Origin of the sequence: Rhodococcus sp. X156 (assembly GCF_004006015.1) — a bacterium.
Lineage (GTDB): Bacteria > Actinomycetota > Actinomycetes > Mycobacteriales > Mycobacteriaceae > X156.
This window is the reverse complement of the sequence record NZ_CP034766.1, coordinates 1,335,001-1,353,021: the sequence shown is the minus strand read 5'-3', so window position 1 is coordinate 1,353,021 and position 18,021 is coordinate 1,335,001. Positions and strand designations below refer to the sequence as shown.

The window sequence follows — 18,021 nt, the reverse complement described above, 5'->3', positions numbered from 1 at the left end:
AGTCGGTGACGTCGGGGGGACCAGGAATGAACAGCTCGCGCACACCCGCTGCATCGCAGCGCAGCAGCCGGTCTCGCGGCGCTGCGCTGTGGGGCACCGTGCTGCTGGTGCTCACGCTGGCCACGGGGTGCTCCACGGTGGTGAACGGCTCCGCCACGTCCATCTACTCCGACCCGCAGCTGGTCAGCGGGTTGCGGGTGAGCGAGGGACCCAGCGGGCCGCGCAACGGGGTGGGTCGGGCAGACCTCGCCGTCCGGGGCATCAGCGACGACCCGGTGGACACCCTCGCCGTCAACGCGGTGGCCGACGCGGAGGCGTTCTGGCAGGAGACCTACCCGGCGGTGTTCGGCAGCCCGCTGGAGAAGGTGGAGAAGCTGGTCTCCTACGACTCCTCCGTGGACAGCGACGAGGAGATCTGCGGCGCCGACACCTACAAGCTGGTCAACGCCTTCTACTGCTCCACCGAGCACCTCATCGGCTGGGACCGCGGCAAGCTGCTGCCGGCCATCGAGAGCCGCTTCGGCGCCATGGGCGTGGTCACGGTGCTCGCCCACGAGTACGGCCACGCCGTCCAGCGCCGCGCCAAGCTCAACGCCAAGGCGCCCACCCTGGTCACCGAGCAGCAGGCCGACTGCTTCGGTGGAGCCTTCATGCGCACCGTGGCGGAGGGCAAGGCCAAGCACTTCACGCTGAACACCGCCAACGGCCTCAACGCCGTGCTGGCCACCACCATCGCCGTGCGCGACAAGGAGGGCATGGCGCCGTCGGACAAGCGCGCGCACGGCAGCGCGTTCGACCGGGTGAGCGCCTTCCAGTTCGGCTTCACCGACGGCGCCGCCCGCTGCGCGAAGATCGACACCGAGGAGGTGCGCAAGCGGATCGCCAACCTGCCCAACAAGTTCGACTCCTCCTCCGACACCGGCGAGCTCGCGGTGACCGAGCGCAACGTCGGCTCAGTCATCGAGTCCCTGAAGGAGAGCTTCCGCAGCAACAACGTGGCCGAGCCGACCGTCAGCTACACCGACACCGGCCCGTGCACCGACGCCAAGTCGACCCCGCCGGTGTCCTACTGCCCGGCCACCAACACCCTCACCGTGGACGTGCCCGGGCTGGCCGCGCGGGCGGAGAAGGCTGACGACACGGACAACGACGCCCTGCCGGACAGCGTCAGCGGCGACTTCAGCGCCTACGTGCTGCTGGCCTCCCGCTACACCCTGGCGGTCCAGAAGGGGCTGGGCGCGAGCCTGGACGGTGAGCTGGTGGGTCTGCGCAGCGCCTGCTACGCGGGCGGCTACGCGGCCGCCACCTCCGAGCCCACCGGCACCCTGCGGTTGTCCCCCGGCGACCTGGACGAGGCGGTCAGCGGACTGCTCACCGACGGGCTGGCGGCCAGCGACGTCAACGGCAAGGAGGCCCCCAGCGGGTTCACCCGCGTGGAGGCCTTCCGCACCGGGGTGCTCGACGGTGCCGCGACCTGCGCCACCGTCTACGGAGGCTGAGCCTGCGCCGCCCGGTCTAGTACAGGGCGCTGGCCAGCTTGCGCCGGGCGGCGACCACCAACGGCTCGCTGGGCTCGAACAGCTCGAAGAGGCTGAGCAGCCGGGAGCGCGGCACGTCCTTGTCAGCGCCAGTGCTGCGGCGCACCGTCTCCACCAGCCGGGTGAACGCCGCCTCCACCTGCTGGTTGGCCAGCTCCGCGTCGGCAGCGGCCAGCTGGGCCTGCACGTCAGCGGGGTTGGCGTCGGCCACGGCCACCGCGTCGGCGGGCACGATCTCCAGCCGGGCCATGAACCGGATCTGCGCCAGCGCGGCAGCGGCCTCGGCGTTGCCGGGCTCGGAGTCGAGCACCCGCTGGTAGGCCGCCTCGGCGCCGGCGAGGTCACCGGTCTCCAGCGCCTGCTCGGCCTCCAGGAAGCGCGGGTCCTGGGGCTCCTCGGCCACCGCTGCGCCCTCGGTGGGCACACCAGCACCGGGCAGCCGGTCCTTGAGCGCGGCCAGCAGGCTGTCGATCCAGGCCTGCACCTGCTCCTCCGGCTGCGGCCCGGCGAAGGCCTGCACGGGCTGGCCGAGGGCCACCGCCACGACCGTGGGCAGCGCCTTCACCTCGAACAGCTCGGCGATGCGGGGGCTCTGCTCGATGTCCACCTTGGCCAGCGTCCACGCACCGCCGCTGGCTGCGGCCAGTCGGTCCATGGTGGGCAGCAGCTGCTGCGACGGCGGGTCCCAGCTGGCGTGCAGCACCAAGATGACCAGGCTCTGCATGGAGCGGTCCACCACGTCGGCCTGGAAGCTGGCCTCGGTGACGGTGAGGCCAGCCGACGCCGCGGCGCCGGGTGCAGACGGCGGGGCCTCCGCGCGCGCCTTGAGAGCCGAGAGGTCCACCGCGCCGGACATGGCCGGGGCTGGTGCGGGACGGGGTCCTGGACGAGTCACGTCGCCAATTTTGACACGTTTGGCGGTACGAGGCCGCCAGGGGTCGGCTAGTCCTGCGCGAGCCGGTCCTGCACTCGCGCCACCTTGGCGGTGAGCTGGCCGGTGTAGCCGGGACGGATGTCGGCCTTGATCACCACGCTGGTGCGCGGGGAGGTCTCGGCGACGACGTCCACGGCGCGCTTGACCACGGCCATCACCTCGTCCCACTCCCCCTCGATGCAGGTGAACATCGACGACAGCTCGTAGGGCAGCCCGGAGTCCCGGACCACCCGCACCGCGGCGGCGACCGCCTCGCTGACGCTGCCGTCGGGCGAGCCGCCGCTGGGGCTGACGCTGAAGGCGACGATCACCGCGCGACGCGCTCCGAGGTCGGCGCCCCCGGCGTCGTGCCCGCGGCGCGGTCACCGAGCAGGCCGCGCTTGTCCGCCCAGCGCTCGAAGATGATGGAGCCGAAGGGCGGGACGCTGGCCACCAGGGCCAGCGCGGTGACCTTCACGTCCCAGCGCAGGGCGAGCATCGTCAGCAGGGCGACGATGACGTAGGCGACGAACGCGGCGCCGTGGATGGGCCCCATCACGGGGACGCCGGCCTCCATGTCCAGCACCCACTTGAAGAACATCGCCACCAGCAGACCGGCCCAGGAGAGTGCCTCCAGGACGGCGACCAGGCGAAAACGGGCTGCGGGCGTGCGGAGGTCGAATGCAGAAGCCATGCGCTCAGTGTGCCTGGTGACGGCGCTCACCACGCCCCCGGCCCCAACCGGACGTTTCCGGCAAGCGCCTGGTCAGGGGGTGGTGTCGAGGGTGCGGACCACCTCGTCGGCCGCCGCGTACGGGTCGAGCTCACCGGCCAGGACCCGACCGGCCAGCGCCGACAGCGCCGAGCTGCCCGCCACGTCGGCCAGCCGCTCGCGCAGCGTCTGCAGGGCGATGGCCTCCACCTCGGTCTGCGCCCGGTGCTGGCGACGACGCTCGAGCTCGCCGTTGCCGACCATCCACGCGCGGTGCTCGGCGATGGCCTCCACCACGTCCTTGACCCCCTCGCCCCGGTCGGCGACGGTGCGCACCACCGGCGGGCGCCAGGACGGCCCGGTGAGCTCCTGGCGACCCAGGGAGATCATGTGCTTGAGCTCGCGCGCGGTGCGGTCGGCCCCGTCCCGGTCGGCCTTGTTCACCACGAACACGTCGGCGATCTCCAGGATGCCGGCCTTGGCCGCCTGGATGCCGTCACCCATCCCCGGCGCCACCAGCACCAGCGTGGTGTCGGCCAGGGAGACGACGTCCACCTCGGACTGGCCCACGCCCACCGTCTCCACCAGCACCACGTCGAAGCCCACGGCGTCCAGCACGCGCAGGGCCTGCGGCGCTGCCCAGCTGAGGCCACCGAGGTGTCCGCGGGTGGCCATGGACCGGATGAACACGTCGGGGTCGGTGGCGTGCACCTGCATCCGGATGCGGTCGCCCAGCAGAGCACCGCCGGAGAACGGGGAGGACGGGTCGATCGCGAGCACGCCCACCCGGTGTCCGGCCTCGCGGTAGGCCGAGACCAGCGCGGCGGTGGACGTGGACTTCCCGACGCCGGGCGAGCCGGTCAGGCCGATCACCTGTGCGGTGCCGGCGTGGGGGGCGAGCGCCGCAGCCACCTCGCGCAGCTGCGGGCTCGCGTCCTCCACCAGCGAGATCAGCTGGGCAACCGCACGCGGCTGCCCAGCTCGAGCCCGCTCGACCAGCGCGGCGACGTCGAGCTCTCGTCGCCGAGAGCTCGACGCCACGGGTCAGCCCTTGGCCGGGACGCGGAGGATGAGCGCGTCGCCCTGGCCGCCACCACCGCACAGCGCCGCCACACCGGTGCCGCCACCGCGGCGGGCCAGCTCGTGGGCCAGCGTCAGGGTGATCCGAGCTCCGGACATCCCGATCGGGTGCCCGTAGGCCAGCGCGCCGCCGTTGACGTTGACCTTGTCCTCGTCCAGGCCGAGCTCGCGCATGGAGACGATGCCGACCGCGGCGAAGGCCTCGTTGATCTCGACCAGGTCGAGGTCGGTGGGGCTGATGCCCTCGCGCTCGCACGCCTTGGCGATGGCGCGGGAGGGCTGCGACTGCAGGGTGGAGTCCGGTCCGGCGACCACGCCGTGCGGGCCGATCTCGGCCAGCCACTCCAGGCCCAGCTCCTCCGCCTTGGCCTTGCTCATCACCACGACGGCACAGGCACCGTCGGAGATCTGGGAGGACGAGCCGGCGGTGATGGTGCCGTCCTTGCGGAAGGACGGACGCAGCTTGCCCAGCGACTCCACAGTGGTGTCGGCGCGGATGCCCTCGTCGAACTTGAACTCCACCGGGTCGCCCTTGCGCTGCGGGATGGAGACGCCGACGACCTCGTCGTCGAACAGGCCGTCCTTCCACGCCTTGGCCGCGCGCTCGTGGGAGCGGGCCGCGTAGGCGTCCTGCTCCTCGCGGGTGATCTTGTCCTCGTCGTTGCGCTGCTCGGTGAGCAGGCCCATGGCCTGGTCGGTGAACGCGTCGTGCAGGCCGTCGTAGGCCATGTGGTCGACCATGGTGACGTCGCCGTACTTGAAGCCCTCGCGACTCTTGGCCAGCAGGTGCGGCGCCTGGGTCATGGACTCCTGACCGCCGGCGACGACGACGTCGAACTCCCCGGCGCGGATCATCTGGTCGGCCAGCGCGATGGCGTCGATGCCGGACAGGCAGACCTTGTTGATGTTCAGCGCGGGCACCGACATCGGGATGCCGGCGGCCGTGGCGGCCTGGCGGGCGGGCATCTGGCCGGCTCCGGCGGTGAGGACCTGGCCCATGACCACGTACTCGACCTGCTCGGGGGCCACGCCCGCCTTCTCCAGCGCGCCCTTGATCGCGATGCCGCCGAGGTCGGCACCGGAGAAGTTCTTCAGCGAGCCGAGGAGGCGGCCCATCGGGGTGCGAGCCCCGGCAACGATCACAGATCCGGACGTGGATGAAGCAGACACGGAAGCCTCCAGCAGCATTGCGGTCAGGTGAGCGTGAGAATACTCGTCGGTAACAAGTATGCCGCGCCCAGTGTTGCGGCCGCCACACTCGCCCCTCGGGGCCGCCGCCGGCGACACCGTCGGCCACGGTTACCCGCCGACTGGCGCGGTGGCTAGGTTGTGGCCATGACTACTTCTGCCAAGGACAATCCCCCCGCCCTGCCCGCCCTGGGCGACTCCGCGCTCGTCACCGCCATCGACCACGTCGGCGTGGCCGTCCCCGACCTGGACGTGGCCATCGCCTGGTACCGCGACGTGCTCGGCCTGGAGGTCACCCACCAGGAGGTCAACGAGGAGCAGGGCGTGCGCGAGGCGATGGTCGGCGTCGGCAACGCCCAGGTGCAGCTGCTCGCTCCGCTGTCCCCGGAGTCCACCATCGCCAAGTTCATCGACCGCAACGGCCCGGGCCTGCAGCAGCTGGCCTACCGCGTCACCGACGTGGAGGCCGTCGCCCAGGCCCTGCGCGACAAGGGCCTGCGCCTGCTCTACGACACCCCGCGCCGTGGCACCTCCAACTCCCGGGTCAACTTCGTGCACCCCAAGGACGCCGGCGGCGTGCTCGTCGAGCTGGTCGAGCCGGCTGCCGCCAGCGAGCACTAGCGGCGGCGAGACCACCGGAACCGGGGCGCCCGGGCCGACACCACGCGAGGTCGGCTCGGGCGCAGCACCATTCGCGGTGTGTCGATGACCACCTGTTCGCCCCGGCGGGTTACCAGTCGGTAACATTCCCGCCGACTTGTTCCCCGGCGCCGTCTGGCGTCCTACGGAGGTGTGTCCTGTGGATGAGATTCTCGCCGCGATCCAGGCCGACAAGCTGGACGAGATCGGCTCGCTGCCCCTGCCCAAGACCTACCGCGCGGTGACCGTGCACGCGGACGAGGCCAACATGTTCGAGGGCCGCACCACCCGGGAGAAGGACCCCCGGGAGTCCCTGCACGTGGAGGACGTCCCCACCCCCGAGCTCGGCCCCGGCGAGGCGATCATCGCCGTGATGGCCAGCTCCATCAACTACAACACCGTGTGGACGTCGATCTTCGAGCCCGTCTCCACGTTCAGCTTCCTCAAGCGCTACGGCAAGCTCAACGAGCTCACCAAGCGGCACGACCTGCCGTACCACGTCATCGGCTCCGACCTGGCCGGCGTCGTGCTGCGCACCGGCCCGGGCGTCAGCGCCTGGAAGCCCGGTGACGAGGTGGTCGCGCACTGCCTGTCCGTCGAGCTGGAGAGCCCGGACGGCCACAACGACACGATGCTGGACAACCAGCAGCGCATCTGGGGCTTCGAGACCAACTTCGGTGGGCTCGCGCACCTGTCGCTGGTCAAGTCCAACCAGCTGATGCCGAAGCCGGCCCACCTCACCTGGGAGGAGGCCGCCTCCCCCGGCCTGGTCAACTCCACCGCCTACCGCCAGCTGGTCAGCCGCAACGGTGCCGACATGAAGCAGGGCGACACCGTCCTGATCTGGGGCGCCTCGGGTGGCCTGGGCTCCTACGCCACGCAGATGGCCCTCAACGGTGGCGCCATCCCGATCTGCGTCGTCTCCAGCCCGGAGAAGGCTGAGATCTGCCGCAAGATGGGCGCGGAGCTGATCATCGACCGCAACGCCGAGGACTACAAGTTCTGGTCGGACGAGCGCACCCAGGACCCCAAGGAGTGGCAGCGCTTCGGCAAGAAGATCCGGGAGCTCACCGGCGGTGAGGACCCGGACATCGTGTTCGAGCACCCGGGCCGCGAGACCTTCGGCGCCAGCGTCTACGTCGCCCGCAAGGGTGGCACCATCGTCACCTGCGCCTCCACCAGCGGCTACATGCACGAGTACGACAACCGCTACCTGTGGATGAACCTCAAGCGCATCGTGAGCTCGCACTTCGCCAACTACCGCGAGTCCTACGAGGCCAACCGGCTGATCAGCAAGGGCCTGGTGCACCCCACGCTGTCGCGGGTGTACCCGATGGACGAGGTGGGTCAGGCGGCCTACGACGTGCACCGCAACCTGCACCAGGGCAAGGTCGGCGTGCTCTGCCTGGCGCCCGAGGAGGGCCTCGGTGTGCGCGACACCGCGATGCGGGAGCGTCACATCGACGAGATCAACCGGTTCCGCGGCATCTAGGCGGCCCACTAGCGCGTGGGATGGCGACGACAGCGTACCGGCGCCGGTAGCGTATCGGGCATGGCATCGGAGCATGGTTTCTTTCCGGTAGACGGCCCCTTCGACCTGGTTCGTCGTGGTTACGACCGCGAGCAGGTGAACGACCACCTGCAGCGGCTCGATGCCGAGCTCCGGGTCACCGCTGCCGACCGGGACGCTGTCGCCGCCCAGGTCGCGGACCTCTCCAGCCAGCTGGAGGAGGCCCGCGCCGAGGTCGAGAACCTCAGCAGCCAGCTGGACAGCATCGTGTCCGGCCTGGACAGCACGGCTGGGCTCAGCGACCGCATGCTGCGGATGCTGCGCCTGGCCCACGACGAGGCTTCCGAGATCAAGGCGCGGGCCGAGGCCGACTCCGCGGAGATGCGGTCAGTGGCCGAGCAGGAGGCTGCCGAGATCCGGGCGAGCGCCGAGCAGGACGTGGCCGACCTTCGGGAGCGCTCCGAGCAGCAGATCCTCTGGCTCCGCGCGGAGGCCACCGAGCTGCGCACGCGGGCCGAGCGCGAGGCCACCGAGCTGCGCACTCGTACCGAGCGGGAGGCCTCCGAGCTGCGCTCGGTGACCGAGCAGGAGGTCGGCGAGCTGCGGGCGCACGCCGCGCAGGAGGTGGCTCGCTGGCGGGCCGACTCCGAGCGGGAGGTGGCCGAGCTCAAGCGCGTCACCGAGCGTGACGTCCGCGAGCTCAGGTCCACCACCGAGCACGACGTCGCCGTCCTGCAGGAGGAGAGCGCCCGCCAGATCGCCGAGCTGAAGGCGCACTGGGACCAGCAGATCCGGGAGGCCGACCACCGCAGAGCGGCCATGGAGAACCAGCACACCTCCACCATGCGCAAGGCCAACGACGAGGCAACCGAGATCGTGCGCAGTGCCGAGGCGGAGGCCGCCCGCATCGCCCACGAGGAGGACGCCCGCCAGCAGCGGGTCCAGGAGGACTTCGAGCTGGCGATGTCCTCGCGCCGCTCGGAGTCGATCCGCGCCGTGCAGGCACAGGAGGCGACGAGCAAGGCGGAGGCCGAGCGCCGCGTCCGCGACGCCACCACCGAGGCCCAGCGGCGGCTGCAGCGCGCCACCGAGCAGGCCGAGCAGCGCACCGAGGCCGCCAAGGAGAAGGTGCGTGAGCTGGCCGCGCTGCGGGAGCGGGTGGGCGAGCAGCTGGTCGCGGTTCGGGACGTCCTCGCGGACCTGCCCGCGATGCTGGCGGCGCCGCACGACGAGGCGGTCCAGCTGGCCGGCGACTACACCAGCGCCTCAGCCTCGGCCGCGGCCCGCACGGCGGAGGAGGCCGAGGTCGAGGCAGCAGTCGCACCTCAGCCCAGCGGCGCACCCGACACGGCCGGACGGGGCAGCGTGGGTGGGCAGCACCCCGAGCAGGGGGAGTCCGAGCAGGACGAGCCCGGCTCTGCGACGAGCAAGCCCCGGCCGTCGGCGCGCTCTGGTGCCGAGCAGCCGGCGGGTCAGCCCCGCTAGCCGGTCAGCTCACCCTCACGACCAGCGGCGGGTCAGGCCACGCCGTCCGCGGCCCGCCCAGCACCCGTTGTGCCAGTGCCTGCGGTCCTCCACACCTCCGGGGTCATCAGTCCGCCACGCCACCACGTGCGCGACCCCGGCGGCGATGGTGTGGTCGCAGCCCGGGCACCGGTAGATCTTTCCGGCCCCCGACGCAGGGACGGGCCGGACGGCCCACTCGCCGTCCGGCCCGCTCTCGGAACGGGTTCCCGCCCCGAAACCCCTGGCCCCGAAACCCCTGGCCCCGAAACCCTCAGCCCCGACACCCCTGGCCGCCGCAGCGGAGGTGGGACCGCTGCGGCGCCGGGGGTGGTTGTGTCGGGGCACTGTTCTCGCTGACCAGAGCGGGCTAGCTGTAGTCCCGGAAGCCCTTGCCGGTCTTGCGACCCAGGCGACCCGCCGTCACCAGGTGCTCCAGCAGGGGCGCCGGGGCCAGGCCGGCGTCGCGGAACTCGTTGTACAGCGTCTTCTCGATGGCCAGGGAGACGTCCAGGCCCACCACGTCCAGCAGCTGGAACGGCCCCATCGGCAGGCGGCAGCCCAGGCGCATGGCCGTGTCGATGTCGTCGGCGCTGGCGTAGTGCGCCTCGAGCATGCTCACCGCGTCGTTGAGGTACGGGAACAGCAGCGCGTTGACGATGAAGCCGGCACGGTCACCGCAGTGCACCGGCACCTTCTTCAGGTCCAGGCACAGCTTCTGGGCGGTGGCGATCACGTCGGCGTCGGTGGAGACGGTGTGCACGATCTCCACCAGCTTCATCACAGGTGCCGGGTTGAAGAAGTGCAGGCCCACCACGTCGCCGGGGCGCTTGGTGGCGGCCGCGCACTCCACCACCGGCAGCGAGGAGGTGGTGGTGGCCAGGATCGCGCCCGGCTTGCACACCTCGTCGAGGGTGGTGAACACCGAGCGCTTGACCTCGAGGTCCTCGGCGACGGCCTCGACCACCAGGTCCACGGTGGAGAAATCCTCCAGCGCCGCGGTGGGGGTGACCCGGGCCAGGATGGTGTCGCGGTCGGCCTCGGACAGCCGACCCTTCTTCACCGCGCGGTCCAGCGACTTCTGCACAGCGCCCACGGCGGCCTGCGCCTTCTCCGTGGTGCGGCCGCGCAGCAGCACGTCGTGGCCGGCCTTGGCGAATACCTCGACGATGCCGGTGGCCATGGTGCCGGTGCCCACCACGCCGACCGAGGAGATCGTCCGGGTGGGCACGCTCTCGTCCACGGCCGCGGCCGCGGTGGAGGCGTCCGCGACGACCTCGGAGGAGTCCGGCGCGGCGTAGGTGTAGAAGCCGCGGCCGGACTTCCGGCCCAGCAGGCCGGCGGTGATCATCTGCTTGAACAGCGGGGCCGGGGCGTGCAGCCGGTTGCGCGACTGGTGGTACATCGAGTCGAGGATCTCGTAGGCGGTGTCCAGGCCGATGAGGTCGAGCAGGGCCAGCGGGCCCATCGGGTAGCCACAGCCGTAGCGCATGCCGGCGTCGATGTCCTCGCGGCTGGCGTACTTGGCCTCCAGCATCCGCGCGGCGTGGTTGAGGTAGCCGAAGAGCAGGGCGTTGGCGATGAAGCCCGCACGGTCACCGATGACCACGGGGGTCTTGCCGATCTTCTCGGCCAGCGCGGTGACGTCGTCGATCACGTCGGGCTCGGTGACGACCGTGCGGACCACCTCGACGAGCTCCTGCACCGGCGCGGGGTTGAAGAAGTGCATGCCGACCACGCGGCCGGGGCGCTGGGTCTGCACGCCCAGCTCGGTGATCGACAGCGAGGAGGTGTTGGAGGCCAGGATGACCTCGGGACGCACGATCTCGTCCAGCTTCTTGAGCAGCTCGGCCTTGAGCGCGAGCTTCTCCGGGATGGCCTCGATGACGAAGTCGGCGTCGGCGAGGTCGCTCAGGTCGGTGCTGAAGGTGATGCGGCCCAGGATGGCCTGCTGGTCCTCGGCGGAGAGCTTGCCGCGGGTCACCGCACGCTCGGTGGAGTGGTCGAGGTGCTGACGACCCCGCTCTTGACCGGCCGCGTCGTGCTCCACGGCAACCACGCTGAAGCCGCTACGGGCCAGTACTTCGGTGATGCCCGCACCCATGGTGCCCAGGCCGACAACTCCGATGGTCGAGAACTCGCGCGCCACGTCTCAGGTCTCCCGATTCGTCGAGGGCGACGGCAACGCTTGTTACCGCCGAGTAGCCAACAGCATGTTCCCACAGATCGGCGCCGCGATCAGCGTGGGTCGGACCAGAGCCGTGCCGTCTGCTCGGCCACCCTCCCGTCGTGGGTCTGCTGGAAGTTGCGCCCGCCGCGAGCGAAGGTCTGCAGCGTGGCTGCGGGCACCTCGGGCTCGGGCACCGGCGTCTCCCGCCACTGGCAGTCGCGCACGTGCACCAGGTCCACCGCCGCCGCCTCGGGGCTGCCGTCGTAGCGGTACGGACCGTCCAGCCGGCCCAGCCAGTAGCTGCCCTCTGCGTCGCGCGTCCACACGAACGACCCGTCGGGAACGGCGCCGAAGCGCTCCAGCCGCCGTGCGGTGCGCTCGTCGAGCTCGGCTGCCGCGCGCTCCACGGCGGTGGCGAGGTCGGCCGGGGCCAGGCTCAGCACTCCGCCCGTCCCGCACACCCCCAGGGCCAGGGCGCGAGCGACGCTGGGACCGGGGCCGGCGTCCTCCCGGCGGGAGTGCATCGGGGCCCGGAACACCAGGGGGGTGGGCATCTCGGGAGCGTAGTGCGCCGCAGCCCCCGCGTAGCGTGGGAGGTGCGGCGCACCTGCGGGCTGGGGCGCTGACCAGCGCGGACGAACGGACGGGTGTCTGGGCGACATGGCAGGCGCGAGCGAGGGTGGGGCCGACCAGCCGGGTTCCGTCCCGGTCCTGGCCACCACGCTGCACCCGAGCCCCTACCCGGCCGATCCGCTGGTGCGGCCACGGCTGCTGGACCTGCTCACCACAGGCGTGCAGCAGACGCCGCTGACGCTGGTGAGCGCACCACCGGGGTCGGGCAAGACCGTGCTGGCCGCCTCGTGGACCCGGGCCCACCCGCTGCCGTGGCCGGTGGCCTGGCTGAGCGTGGACGACACCAACGACCAGCCCGCGTCGTTCTGGGCCTACCTGGCCGCTGCCCTGTCCAGCACCGGTGTGCAGCTGCCCAGCACCGCGGCCCCGCCACTGCGCGCGGAGGACACCGCGGGCTTTCTCGAGGCGCTGGCCGCGGACCTGCTGCGCTGCCCGCACCCGTTGGTGTGCGTCCTGGACGGCGCCGAGCACCTGCAGCACCGTGCGCTCGTCCGCGGGCTGGACACCCTGCTGCGCCACGCCGGCGCACGCCTGCGGCTGGTGCTGTGCGCCCGCGGGGACCCGCGGCTGCCGCTGCACCGCTACCGGGTTGCCGGCGCCATGACCGAGGTTCGCAGCGCCACGCTGGCTCTCGACGTGGCGGAGGTGCAGGCCCTGCTCACGGCCGCGGGGGCACCGGCGTCCCGCGAGGTCGTGCAGACGGTGGTGGAGCGGACGCAGGGATGGGCAGCCGGAGTGCGCCTGGCCGCAGCCGCCCTGGTCCAGGACGCCGACCCGCTGCGCTGCCTGCAGGCGCTGGAGCACGACGACGGCAGCATCAGCGAGTACCTGCGGGCGGAGGTGCTGGAGGTTCAACCACCCGAGGTCCAGCGGGCGCTGCTGCGCTCCAGCGTCTCCGAGCGGGTGTGGCCGCAGCTGTTGGACCTGCTCACCGAGGGCACCGACAGCCGCCGCACCCTGGCCGCGCTGGCCCGGGCCAACGCCTTCGTGGAGCGCTGCCCCACCTCCACCGGCGCCTACCAGGTGCACCCGCTGTTTCGCCGGTGCCTGCGCCACCTGCTGGAGGCGGAGTCGGCGTCGGTGGTGCCCGAGCTGCACCGCCGGTGCGCCGGGTGGTTCGCCGCCGCACGCTCCCCCGTCGCCGCCGCCCAGCACGCCGGTGCTGCCGGGGACTGGGCGCACGTGGCGGAGCTGCTGGTGGAGGGCGTAGGCGCAGGAGCGCTGCTGCTGCGCGAGGACGGTGCCGCCCACACCCTGCTGACCGCCCTGCCCGAGAACACTCACGGAGACGCGGCCGCGGTGCTGCGCACGGCCCGGACGGTGCGGGCACGCGGTGCGGTGTCCACGGCGGACGTCGGCCGGCTCCGTGCCCTGGCGCTGGACCCGACGGCCTCGTCGCCGCTGGCCACCTCCGCAGCCGCGGTGCACGCCCTGGTCACCGGGGAGGCGCCCGACGACGGTGGTGACCCCACGGCACAGACGCTCGCCGGGTGGGCCCGGGCCCGCGCCGGGCTGGGTGGTGACCGGGTGGAGGCGGCCGTCGACGAGCTGCGCGCGGCCCTGGCCCTCAGCGACACCGACCAGGCCGAACGGATGCAGCGGGAGTGCGTCGGCGACCTGGCCCTGCTCGAGGCGCTGCGCGGGCAGCTGGGCAGCGGACTGCGCCTGGCCAGCACTGCCGAGGACCTCGCGGAGCGCGCCGGGCTGAGCTCGACCGACCGGGCCGCGACGCCGGCACTGGCGCTGGCCTGGGTGCACGCCGAGCAGCACGCCCTGCCCGCGGCTCAGCACTGGGTGCGGGCGGTACAGGACCGGCTGGAGGACAGCTCGTGGCTGCAGCCGCTGGTCTCCGCCACCTGGGCACGGGTGCACCGGCTGCACCGCCGACTGGCCGAGGCTGAGCGCGCGCTGGCCGACGAGCAGGGCGCCGCCGCGCCCGGGCCCGCCTGGGTGCGCGAGCGGGCCACCGTCGAGCTCGCCCTGGTGCAGCTGGCCCGCCGTCGCCCCCACGACGCGGTGGCAACAGCGGCCACCGCCCGGGGCAGCAGGCGCGCCGAGGCGGTGCGGTCCCGAGCCCTCGCGGAGGTCGCCGCCCGCACAGGCACCGCGCCCCCGGCGCGGCAGCTGCCCGAGGACGCGGCCGACCTGGACGTGCAGGTGCAGGGCTGGATCGACGCCGCCGCAGCCGACCTCAGTGCGGGCGCCACCGGTTCCGCCGTGGAGTACACCGAGCGCGCCCTGGCCCTGGCCGAGCCCGAGCTCGCGCGGCGCCCGTTCGTGGAGGCCCCTGGCGCCCTGCGGCAGGTGCTGAGCACGGATCCGCGGCTGCGCGTCGCCGCCGGGTGGTTGCACAGGGACGGGGCGCCGAACCCGGCAGACCCCACTGCCCAGCTGTCCCCGTCCGCGGTTCCGCCCGGGGGCTCGTGCGTGGACGCGTTGAGCGACCGAGAGCTGGAGCTGCTGCGGCACCTGTCGGACCTGTTGTCCACCGAGGAGATCGCGGCGCGGATGTACATCTCTGTGCACACCGTGCGCACCCACGTGCGCAGCGTCCTGCGCAAGCTCGCGGTGCGGCGGCGCAACGAGGCGGTGCGCCGGGCCCGTGAGCTGCAGCTGATCTGAGCCGTGTGCCCGACTTGTGCAACGTCATCCGAAGAACTCACCCGCGGCGGGTGATGCCAGGGAGGTTCGTCGAGCGAACTGTGGGCGGGGAGGCATGCCGCGACCAACCCCGAGGAGCTCCCCGTGACTGAGAACCCTTCCGCACCCCGAACCGGTGCCGCCGCCCAGCGCCCCCGCAACGACGACGTCAGCCAGGGCTTCGCCGCGGGGGCCACCATCGCCGCTGCGGTGCTGCTGGTGGCCGTGGGCATCCTGCAGTTCCTGCAGGGCCTGTCGGCGCTGGCCGACGACGACATCCTCATCGTCGGGCCCGAGTACGTCTACACCCTGGACACCACGGCGTGGGGGTGGATCCACCTCATCGTCGGTGCGCTGCTGGCCATCACCGGCTTCTGCCTGTTCACCGGAGCGACCTGGGCGCGGGTGGTGGCCATCTTCATCGCCGCGATCTCGATCATCGCGAACTTCCTGTGGCTGCCGTACTACCCGGTGTGGTCGATCGTCCTCATCGCCATCGACGTGGTGATCATCTGGGCCGTGGCCACGTGGAACACCGACGACGGCTCCACCAGCTACTGACTAGAAGAGCGTGCCCTCGGTGCTCCGGCCGCGGAGCGCGTCGTAGTCCAGCACCACGCAGCGAATGCCGCGGTCCTCGGCCAGGGTCCGGGCCTGCGGGGCGATCATCTGGGCGGCCAGCACTCCGCTGACGGGAGCGAGCGAGGTGTCCCGGTTGAGAAGCTCAAGGTAGCGAGTTAGCTGCTCCACGGCGTCGATGTTGGCGCGGCGCTTGATCTCCACCGCGGCGTAGCGGGGGGCGGGGGCGTCGCCAGCGGCTCCTCGGCTTCGCGTACGGGCGGGCACGGAGGAGTCGGTGGCAGTGCGACACAGCAGGTCGACGGGGCCGATCGCGGTGGGGTACTCACGGCGCACCAGGGTGTACTCCTCCCCCAGCGTCTGCACGTGCTCGGCGAGCAACACCTGCAGGTGCGCCTCCACGCCGTCCTTCACCAGGCCCGGGTCCACCCCCAGCTCGTGGCTGGAGTCGTGCAGGATCTCCTCGATGGTGATCGCCAGCGTCTCGCCGGCCTTGTTGGTGACGGTCCAGAGTCCGTCGGTCTCGCTGAGCCAGCAGGGCGGGCTCATCCAGTTCAGCGGCTTGTAGGCACGGTCGTCGGCATGGATGCTCACCGACCCGTCCGACTTCACCAGCAACAGCCGGATGGCGCTCGGAAGGTGGGCGGTCAGCCGACCCACGTAGTTAACTTCGCAACGAGCAATCACTAGACGCACCCCGCAAGGGTAGGGCAGTCGTCGGTGTACTCCCCGCCGCCCCACCCCGCCGGGGCGCCCAGCTTCGTCACAGTGGCGCAACAGGTGCCCGCTTCTTCATAAAGGACCCGGAACGCACGAAAGGGGACCCCGGTTATGGGGTCCCCTTTCGTGGTGGTGCAAATGATGTTCGGCGGCGTCCTACTCTCCCACACCCTGTCGGGTGCAGTACCATCGGCGCTGGAGGGCTTAGCTTCCGGGTTCGGGATGGGACCGGGCGTTTCCCCTCCGCTATGACCGCCGTAACTCTGTGAAACAGCCACCTCGACCAACCCCGCCAAGTTGGGGTTGGGTGGTGTGTTGTCTCAGATACCGCACAGTGGACGCGTAGCATTTTTGTGGTAAGTCCTCGGCCTATTAGTACCAGTCACCTGCACACCTTGCGGTGCTTCCAGTTCTGGCCTATCAACCCAGTGGTCTGCTGGGGGCCTTACCCCCTCAAGGGGGTGGGAAACCTCATCTTGGAACGAGCTTCCCGCTTAGATGCTTTCAGCGGTTATCCCTTCCGAACGTAGCTAACCAGCCGTGCCCCTGGCGGGACAACTGGCACACCAGAGGTTCGTCCGTCCCGGTCCTCTCGTACTAGGGACAGCTTTCCTCAAGTTTCCTGCGCGCGCGGCGGATAGGGACCGAACTGTCTCACGACGTTCTAAACCCAGCTCGCGTGCCGCTTTAATGGGCGAACAGCCCAACCCTTGGGACCTACTCCAGCCCCAGGATGCGACGAGCCGACATCGAGGTGCCAAACCATCCCGTCGATATGGACTCTTGGGGAAGATCAGCCTGTTATCCCCGGGGTACCTTTTATCCGTTGAGCGACACCGCTTCCACTTGCCGGTGCCGGATCACTAGTCCCGACTTTCGTCCCTGCTCGACCTGTCAGTCTCACAGTCAAGCTCCCTTGTGCACTTGCACTCAACACCTGATTGCCAACCAGGCTGAGGGAACCTTTGGGCGCCTCCGTTACATTTTGGGAGGCAACCGCCCCAGTTAAACTACCCACCAGGCACTGTCCCTGATCCGGATCACGGACCGAGGTTAGACATCCAATTCGATCAGAGTGGTATTTCAACGATGACTCCACAACCACTGGCGTGGCCGCTTCACAGTCTCCCACCTATCCTACACAAACCGAACCGAACACCAATACCAAGCTGTAGTGAAGGTCCCGGGGTCTTTCCGTCCTGCCGCGCGTAACGAGCATCTTTACTCGTAGTGCAATTTCGCCGAGTCTATGGTTGAGACAGCTGGGAAGTCGTTACGCCATTCGTGCAGGTCGGAACTTACCCGACAAGGAATTTCGCTACCTTAGGATGGTTATAGTTACCACCGCCGTTTACTGGGGCTTAAATTCTCAGCTTCACCACCGAAGTGGTTGACCGGTCCTCTTAACCTTCCAGCACCGGGCAGGCGTCAGTCCGTATACATCGTCTTACGACTTCGCACGGACCTGTGTTTTTAGTAAACAGTCGCTTCCCACTGGTCTCTGCGGCCACACCACGCTCCCACCGAGAAAGTGTTCACGTGTCATGGCCCCCCTTCTCCCGAAGTTACGGGGGCATTTTGCCGAGTTCCTTAACCATAGTTATCTCGATCGCCTTAGTATTCTCTACCTGACCACCTGTGTCGGTTTGGGGTACGGGCCGTGTGAGAGCTCGCTAGAGGCTTTTCTCGGCAGCATAGGATCACCACATTCACCTCAATCGGCTATGCATCAAGTCTCAGGATGTGTGTGCCCCGGATTTACCTAGGACACTCCCTACACTCTTACACCAGTACTACCACTCACTGGCGCGGCTACCTTCCTGCGTCACCCCATCGCTTGGCTACTACCAGATCGGGTCCCGCGCTCCACGATCCCCGCAACCCCCCTAAGGGAGCGCTAAAGACCGCTTCGGGCGGTTAGCATCACTGGATTCACCATGGGCGCGCTCACACGGGTACGGGAATATCAACCCGTTGTCCATCGACTACGCCTGTCGGCCTCGCCTTAGGTCCCGACTCACCCTGGGCGGATTAACCTGCCCCAGGAACCCTTGGTCATTCGGCGGGGGAGTTTCTCACTCCCCTTTCGCTACTCATGCCTGCATTCTCACTCGTGTGGCCTCCACCCCTGGATCACTCCGGAGCTTCCCTGGCCACACGACGCTCCCCTACCCATCCACACGACTGCACAACACC

The 18,021-nt window shown here is 70.4% G+C and carries 15 protein-coding genes, 2 rRNA genes and 1 pseudogene (1 of these 18 only partly in view); 6 read left to right on the top strand and 12 right to left on the bottom strand.

Translation table 11 applies throughout. The features are described 5' to 3' along the window. Positions 1 to 26: 26 nt before the first annotated feature. Positions 27 to 1,499: a neutral zinc metallopeptidase gene (locus ELX43_RS06415; protein ID WP_127782638.1), complete on the top strand. Its 1,473-nt coding sequence runs from the start codon at positions 27 to 29 to the stop codon at positions 1,497 to 1,499. A 16-nt stretch (positions 1,500 to 1,515) separates the two neighbouring features. Here the strand turns inward: ELX43_RS06415 and ELX43_RS06410 are convergent, their stop codons facing one another. The 5 genes from ELX43_RS06410 to ELX43_RS06390 all read right to left on the bottom strand — a co-directional run bounded on the left by ELX43_RS06410 (position 1,516) and on the right by ELX43_RS06390 (position 5,359). Further along, positions 1,516 to 2,394, bottom strand: coding sequence for a tetratricopeptide repeat protein (locus tag ELX43_RS06410; RefSeq protein ID WP_127784727.1), 879 nt, complete (start codon positions 2,392 to 2,394; stop codon positions 1,516 to 1,518). A gap of 86 nt (positions 2,395 to 2,480) precedes the next feature. Then, positions 2,481 to 2,783, bottom strand: a complete 303-nt coding sequence (locus ELX43_RS06405) for a thiamine-binding protein (protein WP_127782637.1) — start codon at positions 2,781 to 2,783, stop codon at positions 2,481 to 2,483. Continuing rightward, positions 2,780 to 3,145, bottom strand: coding sequence for a DUF3817 domain-containing protein (locus ELX43_RS06400; RefSeq protein WP_127782636.1), 366 nt, complete (start codon positions 3,143 to 3,145; stop codon positions 2,780 to 2,782). The genes ELX43_RS06405 and ELX43_RS06400 overlap by 4 nt, the downstream gene beginning before the upstream one ends. 72 nt (positions 3,146 to 3,217) lie before the next feature. After that, positions 3,218 to 4,204, bottom strand: coding sequence for a methylmalonyl Co-A mutase-associated GTPase MeaB (gene meaB / locus ELX43_RS06395; RefSeq protein ID WP_127782635.1), 987 nt, complete (start codon positions 4,202 to 4,204; stop codon positions 3,218 to 3,220). Positions 4,205 to 4,207: 3 nt separating this feature from the next. After that, a complete protein-coding gene (locus tag ELX43_RS06390; protein ID WP_241249875.1) occupies positions 4,208 to 5,359 on the bottom strand; it encodes an acetyl-CoA C-acetyltransferase in 1,152 nt (383 codons plus the stop codon). Between the two features lie 219 nt (positions 5,360 to 5,578). Between ELX43_RS06390 and mce the strand changes: the two genes are divergently transcribed. The 3 genes from mce (at position 5,579) to ELX43_RS06375 (ending at position 9,065) form a co-directional block, all read left to right on the top strand. Further along, a complete protein-coding gene (gene mce, locus ELX43_RS06385; RefSeq protein WP_127782633.1) occupies positions 5,579 to 6,052 on the top strand; it encodes a methylmalonyl-CoA epimerase in 474 nt (157 codons plus the stop codon). A gap of 178 nt (positions 6,053 to 6,230) precedes the next feature. Then, positions 6,231 to 7,562: a crotonyl-CoA carboxylase/reductase gene (gene ccrA / locus ELX43_RS06380; RefSeq protein WP_127782632.1), complete on the top strand. Its 1,332-nt coding sequence runs from the start codon at positions 6,231 to 6,233 to the stop codon at positions 7,560 to 7,562. Between the two features lie 60 nt (positions 7,563 to 7,622). Continuing rightward, the gene (locus ELX43_RS06375; RefSeq protein WP_127782631.1) at positions 7,623 to 9,065 is read left to right on the top strand and encodes a hypothetical protein; all 1,443 of its coding nucleotides are present in this window, start codon (positions 7,623 to 7,625) and stop codon (positions 9,063 to 9,065) included. Between the two features lie 15 nt (positions 9,066 to 9,080). Here the strand turns inward: ELX43_RS06375 and ELX43_RS17965 are convergent, their stop codons facing one another. The 4 genes and pseudogenes from ELX43_RS17965 to ELX43_RS06360 form a co-directional block, all read right to left on the bottom strand. Continuing rightward, a complete protein-coding gene (locus ELX43_RS17965) occupies positions 9,081 to 9,431 on the bottom strand; it encodes an ATP/GTP-binding protein (RefSeq protein ID WP_127782630.1) in 351 nt (116 codons plus the stop codon). Positions 9,432 to 9,453: 22 nt separating this feature from the next. After that, positions 9,454 to 10,299: a 3-hydroxybutyryl-CoA dehydrogenase gene (locus tag ELX43_RS17750; protein WP_206518208.1), complete on the bottom strand. Its 846-nt coding sequence runs from the start codon at positions 10,297 to 10,299 to the stop codon at positions 9,454 to 9,456. Positions 10,300 to 10,392: 93 nt separating this feature from the next. After that, a pseudogene (locus tag ELX43_RS17745) lies at positions 10,393 to 11,232 on the bottom strand (3-hydroxybutyryl-CoA dehydrogenase); the annotation flags it as partial. A gap of 89 nt (positions 11,233 to 11,321) precedes the next feature. Next, a complete protein-coding gene (locus tag ELX43_RS06360; RefSeq protein WP_127782628.1) occupies positions 11,322 to 11,807 on the bottom strand; it encodes a GAF domain-containing protein in 486 nt (161 codons plus the stop codon). A gap of 106 nt (positions 11,808 to 11,913) precedes the next feature. Between ELX43_RS06360 and ELX43_RS06355 the strand changes: the two genes are divergently transcribed. After that, entirely contained in the window at positions 11,914 to 14,508 is a 2,595-nt protein-coding gene (locus tag ELX43_RS06355; protein ID WP_127782627.1) for a LuxR C-terminal-related transcriptional regulator, read from the top strand. 216 nt (positions 14,509 to 14,724) lie between these two features. Then, positions 14,725 to 15,087: a hypothetical protein gene (locus ELX43_RS06350; protein ID WP_127784726.1), complete on the top strand. Its 363-nt coding sequence runs from the start codon at positions 14,725 to 14,727 to the stop codon at positions 15,085 to 15,087. Here ELX43_RS06350 and nucS read toward each other — a convergent pair whose 3' ends face one another. The 3 genes from nucS to ELX43_RS06335 form a co-directional block, all read right to left on the bottom strand. Continuing rightward, positions 15,088 to 15,801: an endonuclease NucS gene (gene nucS, locus ELX43_RS06345; RefSeq protein ID WP_127782626.1), complete on the bottom strand. Its 714-nt coding sequence runs from the start codon at positions 15,799 to 15,801 to the stop codon at positions 15,088 to 15,090. Between the two features lie 167 nt (positions 15,802 to 15,968). Then, positions 15,969 to 16,085: ribosomal RNA gene (gene rrf / locus ELX43_RS06340) — 5S ribosomal RNA — on the bottom strand. 93 nt (positions 16,086 to 16,178) lie between these two features. Continuing rightward, positions 16,179 to 18,021 (bottom strand): 23S ribosomal RNA (locus ELX43_RS06335) (it continues 1,301 nt past the right edge of the window).

Excerpts from the sequence above, each read along its gene's own strand:
- ELX43_RS06415 (WP_127782638.1), top strand. The coding sequence starts at position 27 with ATGAACAGCTCGCGCACACCCGCTGCATCGCAGCGCAGCAGCCGGTCT.
- ELX43_RS06410 (WP_127784727.1), bottom strand. The coding sequence starts at position 2,394 with ATGTCCGGCGCGGTGGACCTCTCGGCTCTCAAGGCGCGCGCGGAGGCC.
- ELX43_RS06400 (WP_127782636.1), bottom strand. The coding sequence starts at position 3,145 with ATGGCTTCTGCATTCGACCTCCGCACGCCCGCAGCCCGTTTTCGCCTG.
- ELX43_RS06390 (WP_241249875.1), bottom strand. The coding sequence starts at position 5,359 with ATGGGCCGCCTCCTCGGCTCGCTGAAGAACTTCTCCGGTGCCGACCTC.
- mce (WP_127782633.1), top strand. The coding sequence starts at position 5,579 with ATGACTACTTCTGCCAAGGACAATCCCCCCGCCCTGCCCGCCCTGGGC.
- ELX43_RS06375 (WP_127782631.1), top strand. The coding sequence starts at position 7,623 with ATGGCATCGGAGCATGGTTTCTTTCCGGTAGACGGCCCCTTCGACCTG.
- ELX43_RS06360 (WP_127782628.1), bottom strand. The coding sequence starts at position 11,807 with ATGCCCACCCCCCTGGTGTTCCGGGCCCCGATGCACTCCCGCCGGGAG.
- ELX43_RS06355 (WP_127782627.1), top strand. The coding sequence starts at position 11,914 with ATGGCAGGCGCGAGCGAGGGTGGGGCCGACCAGCCGGGTTCCGTCCCG.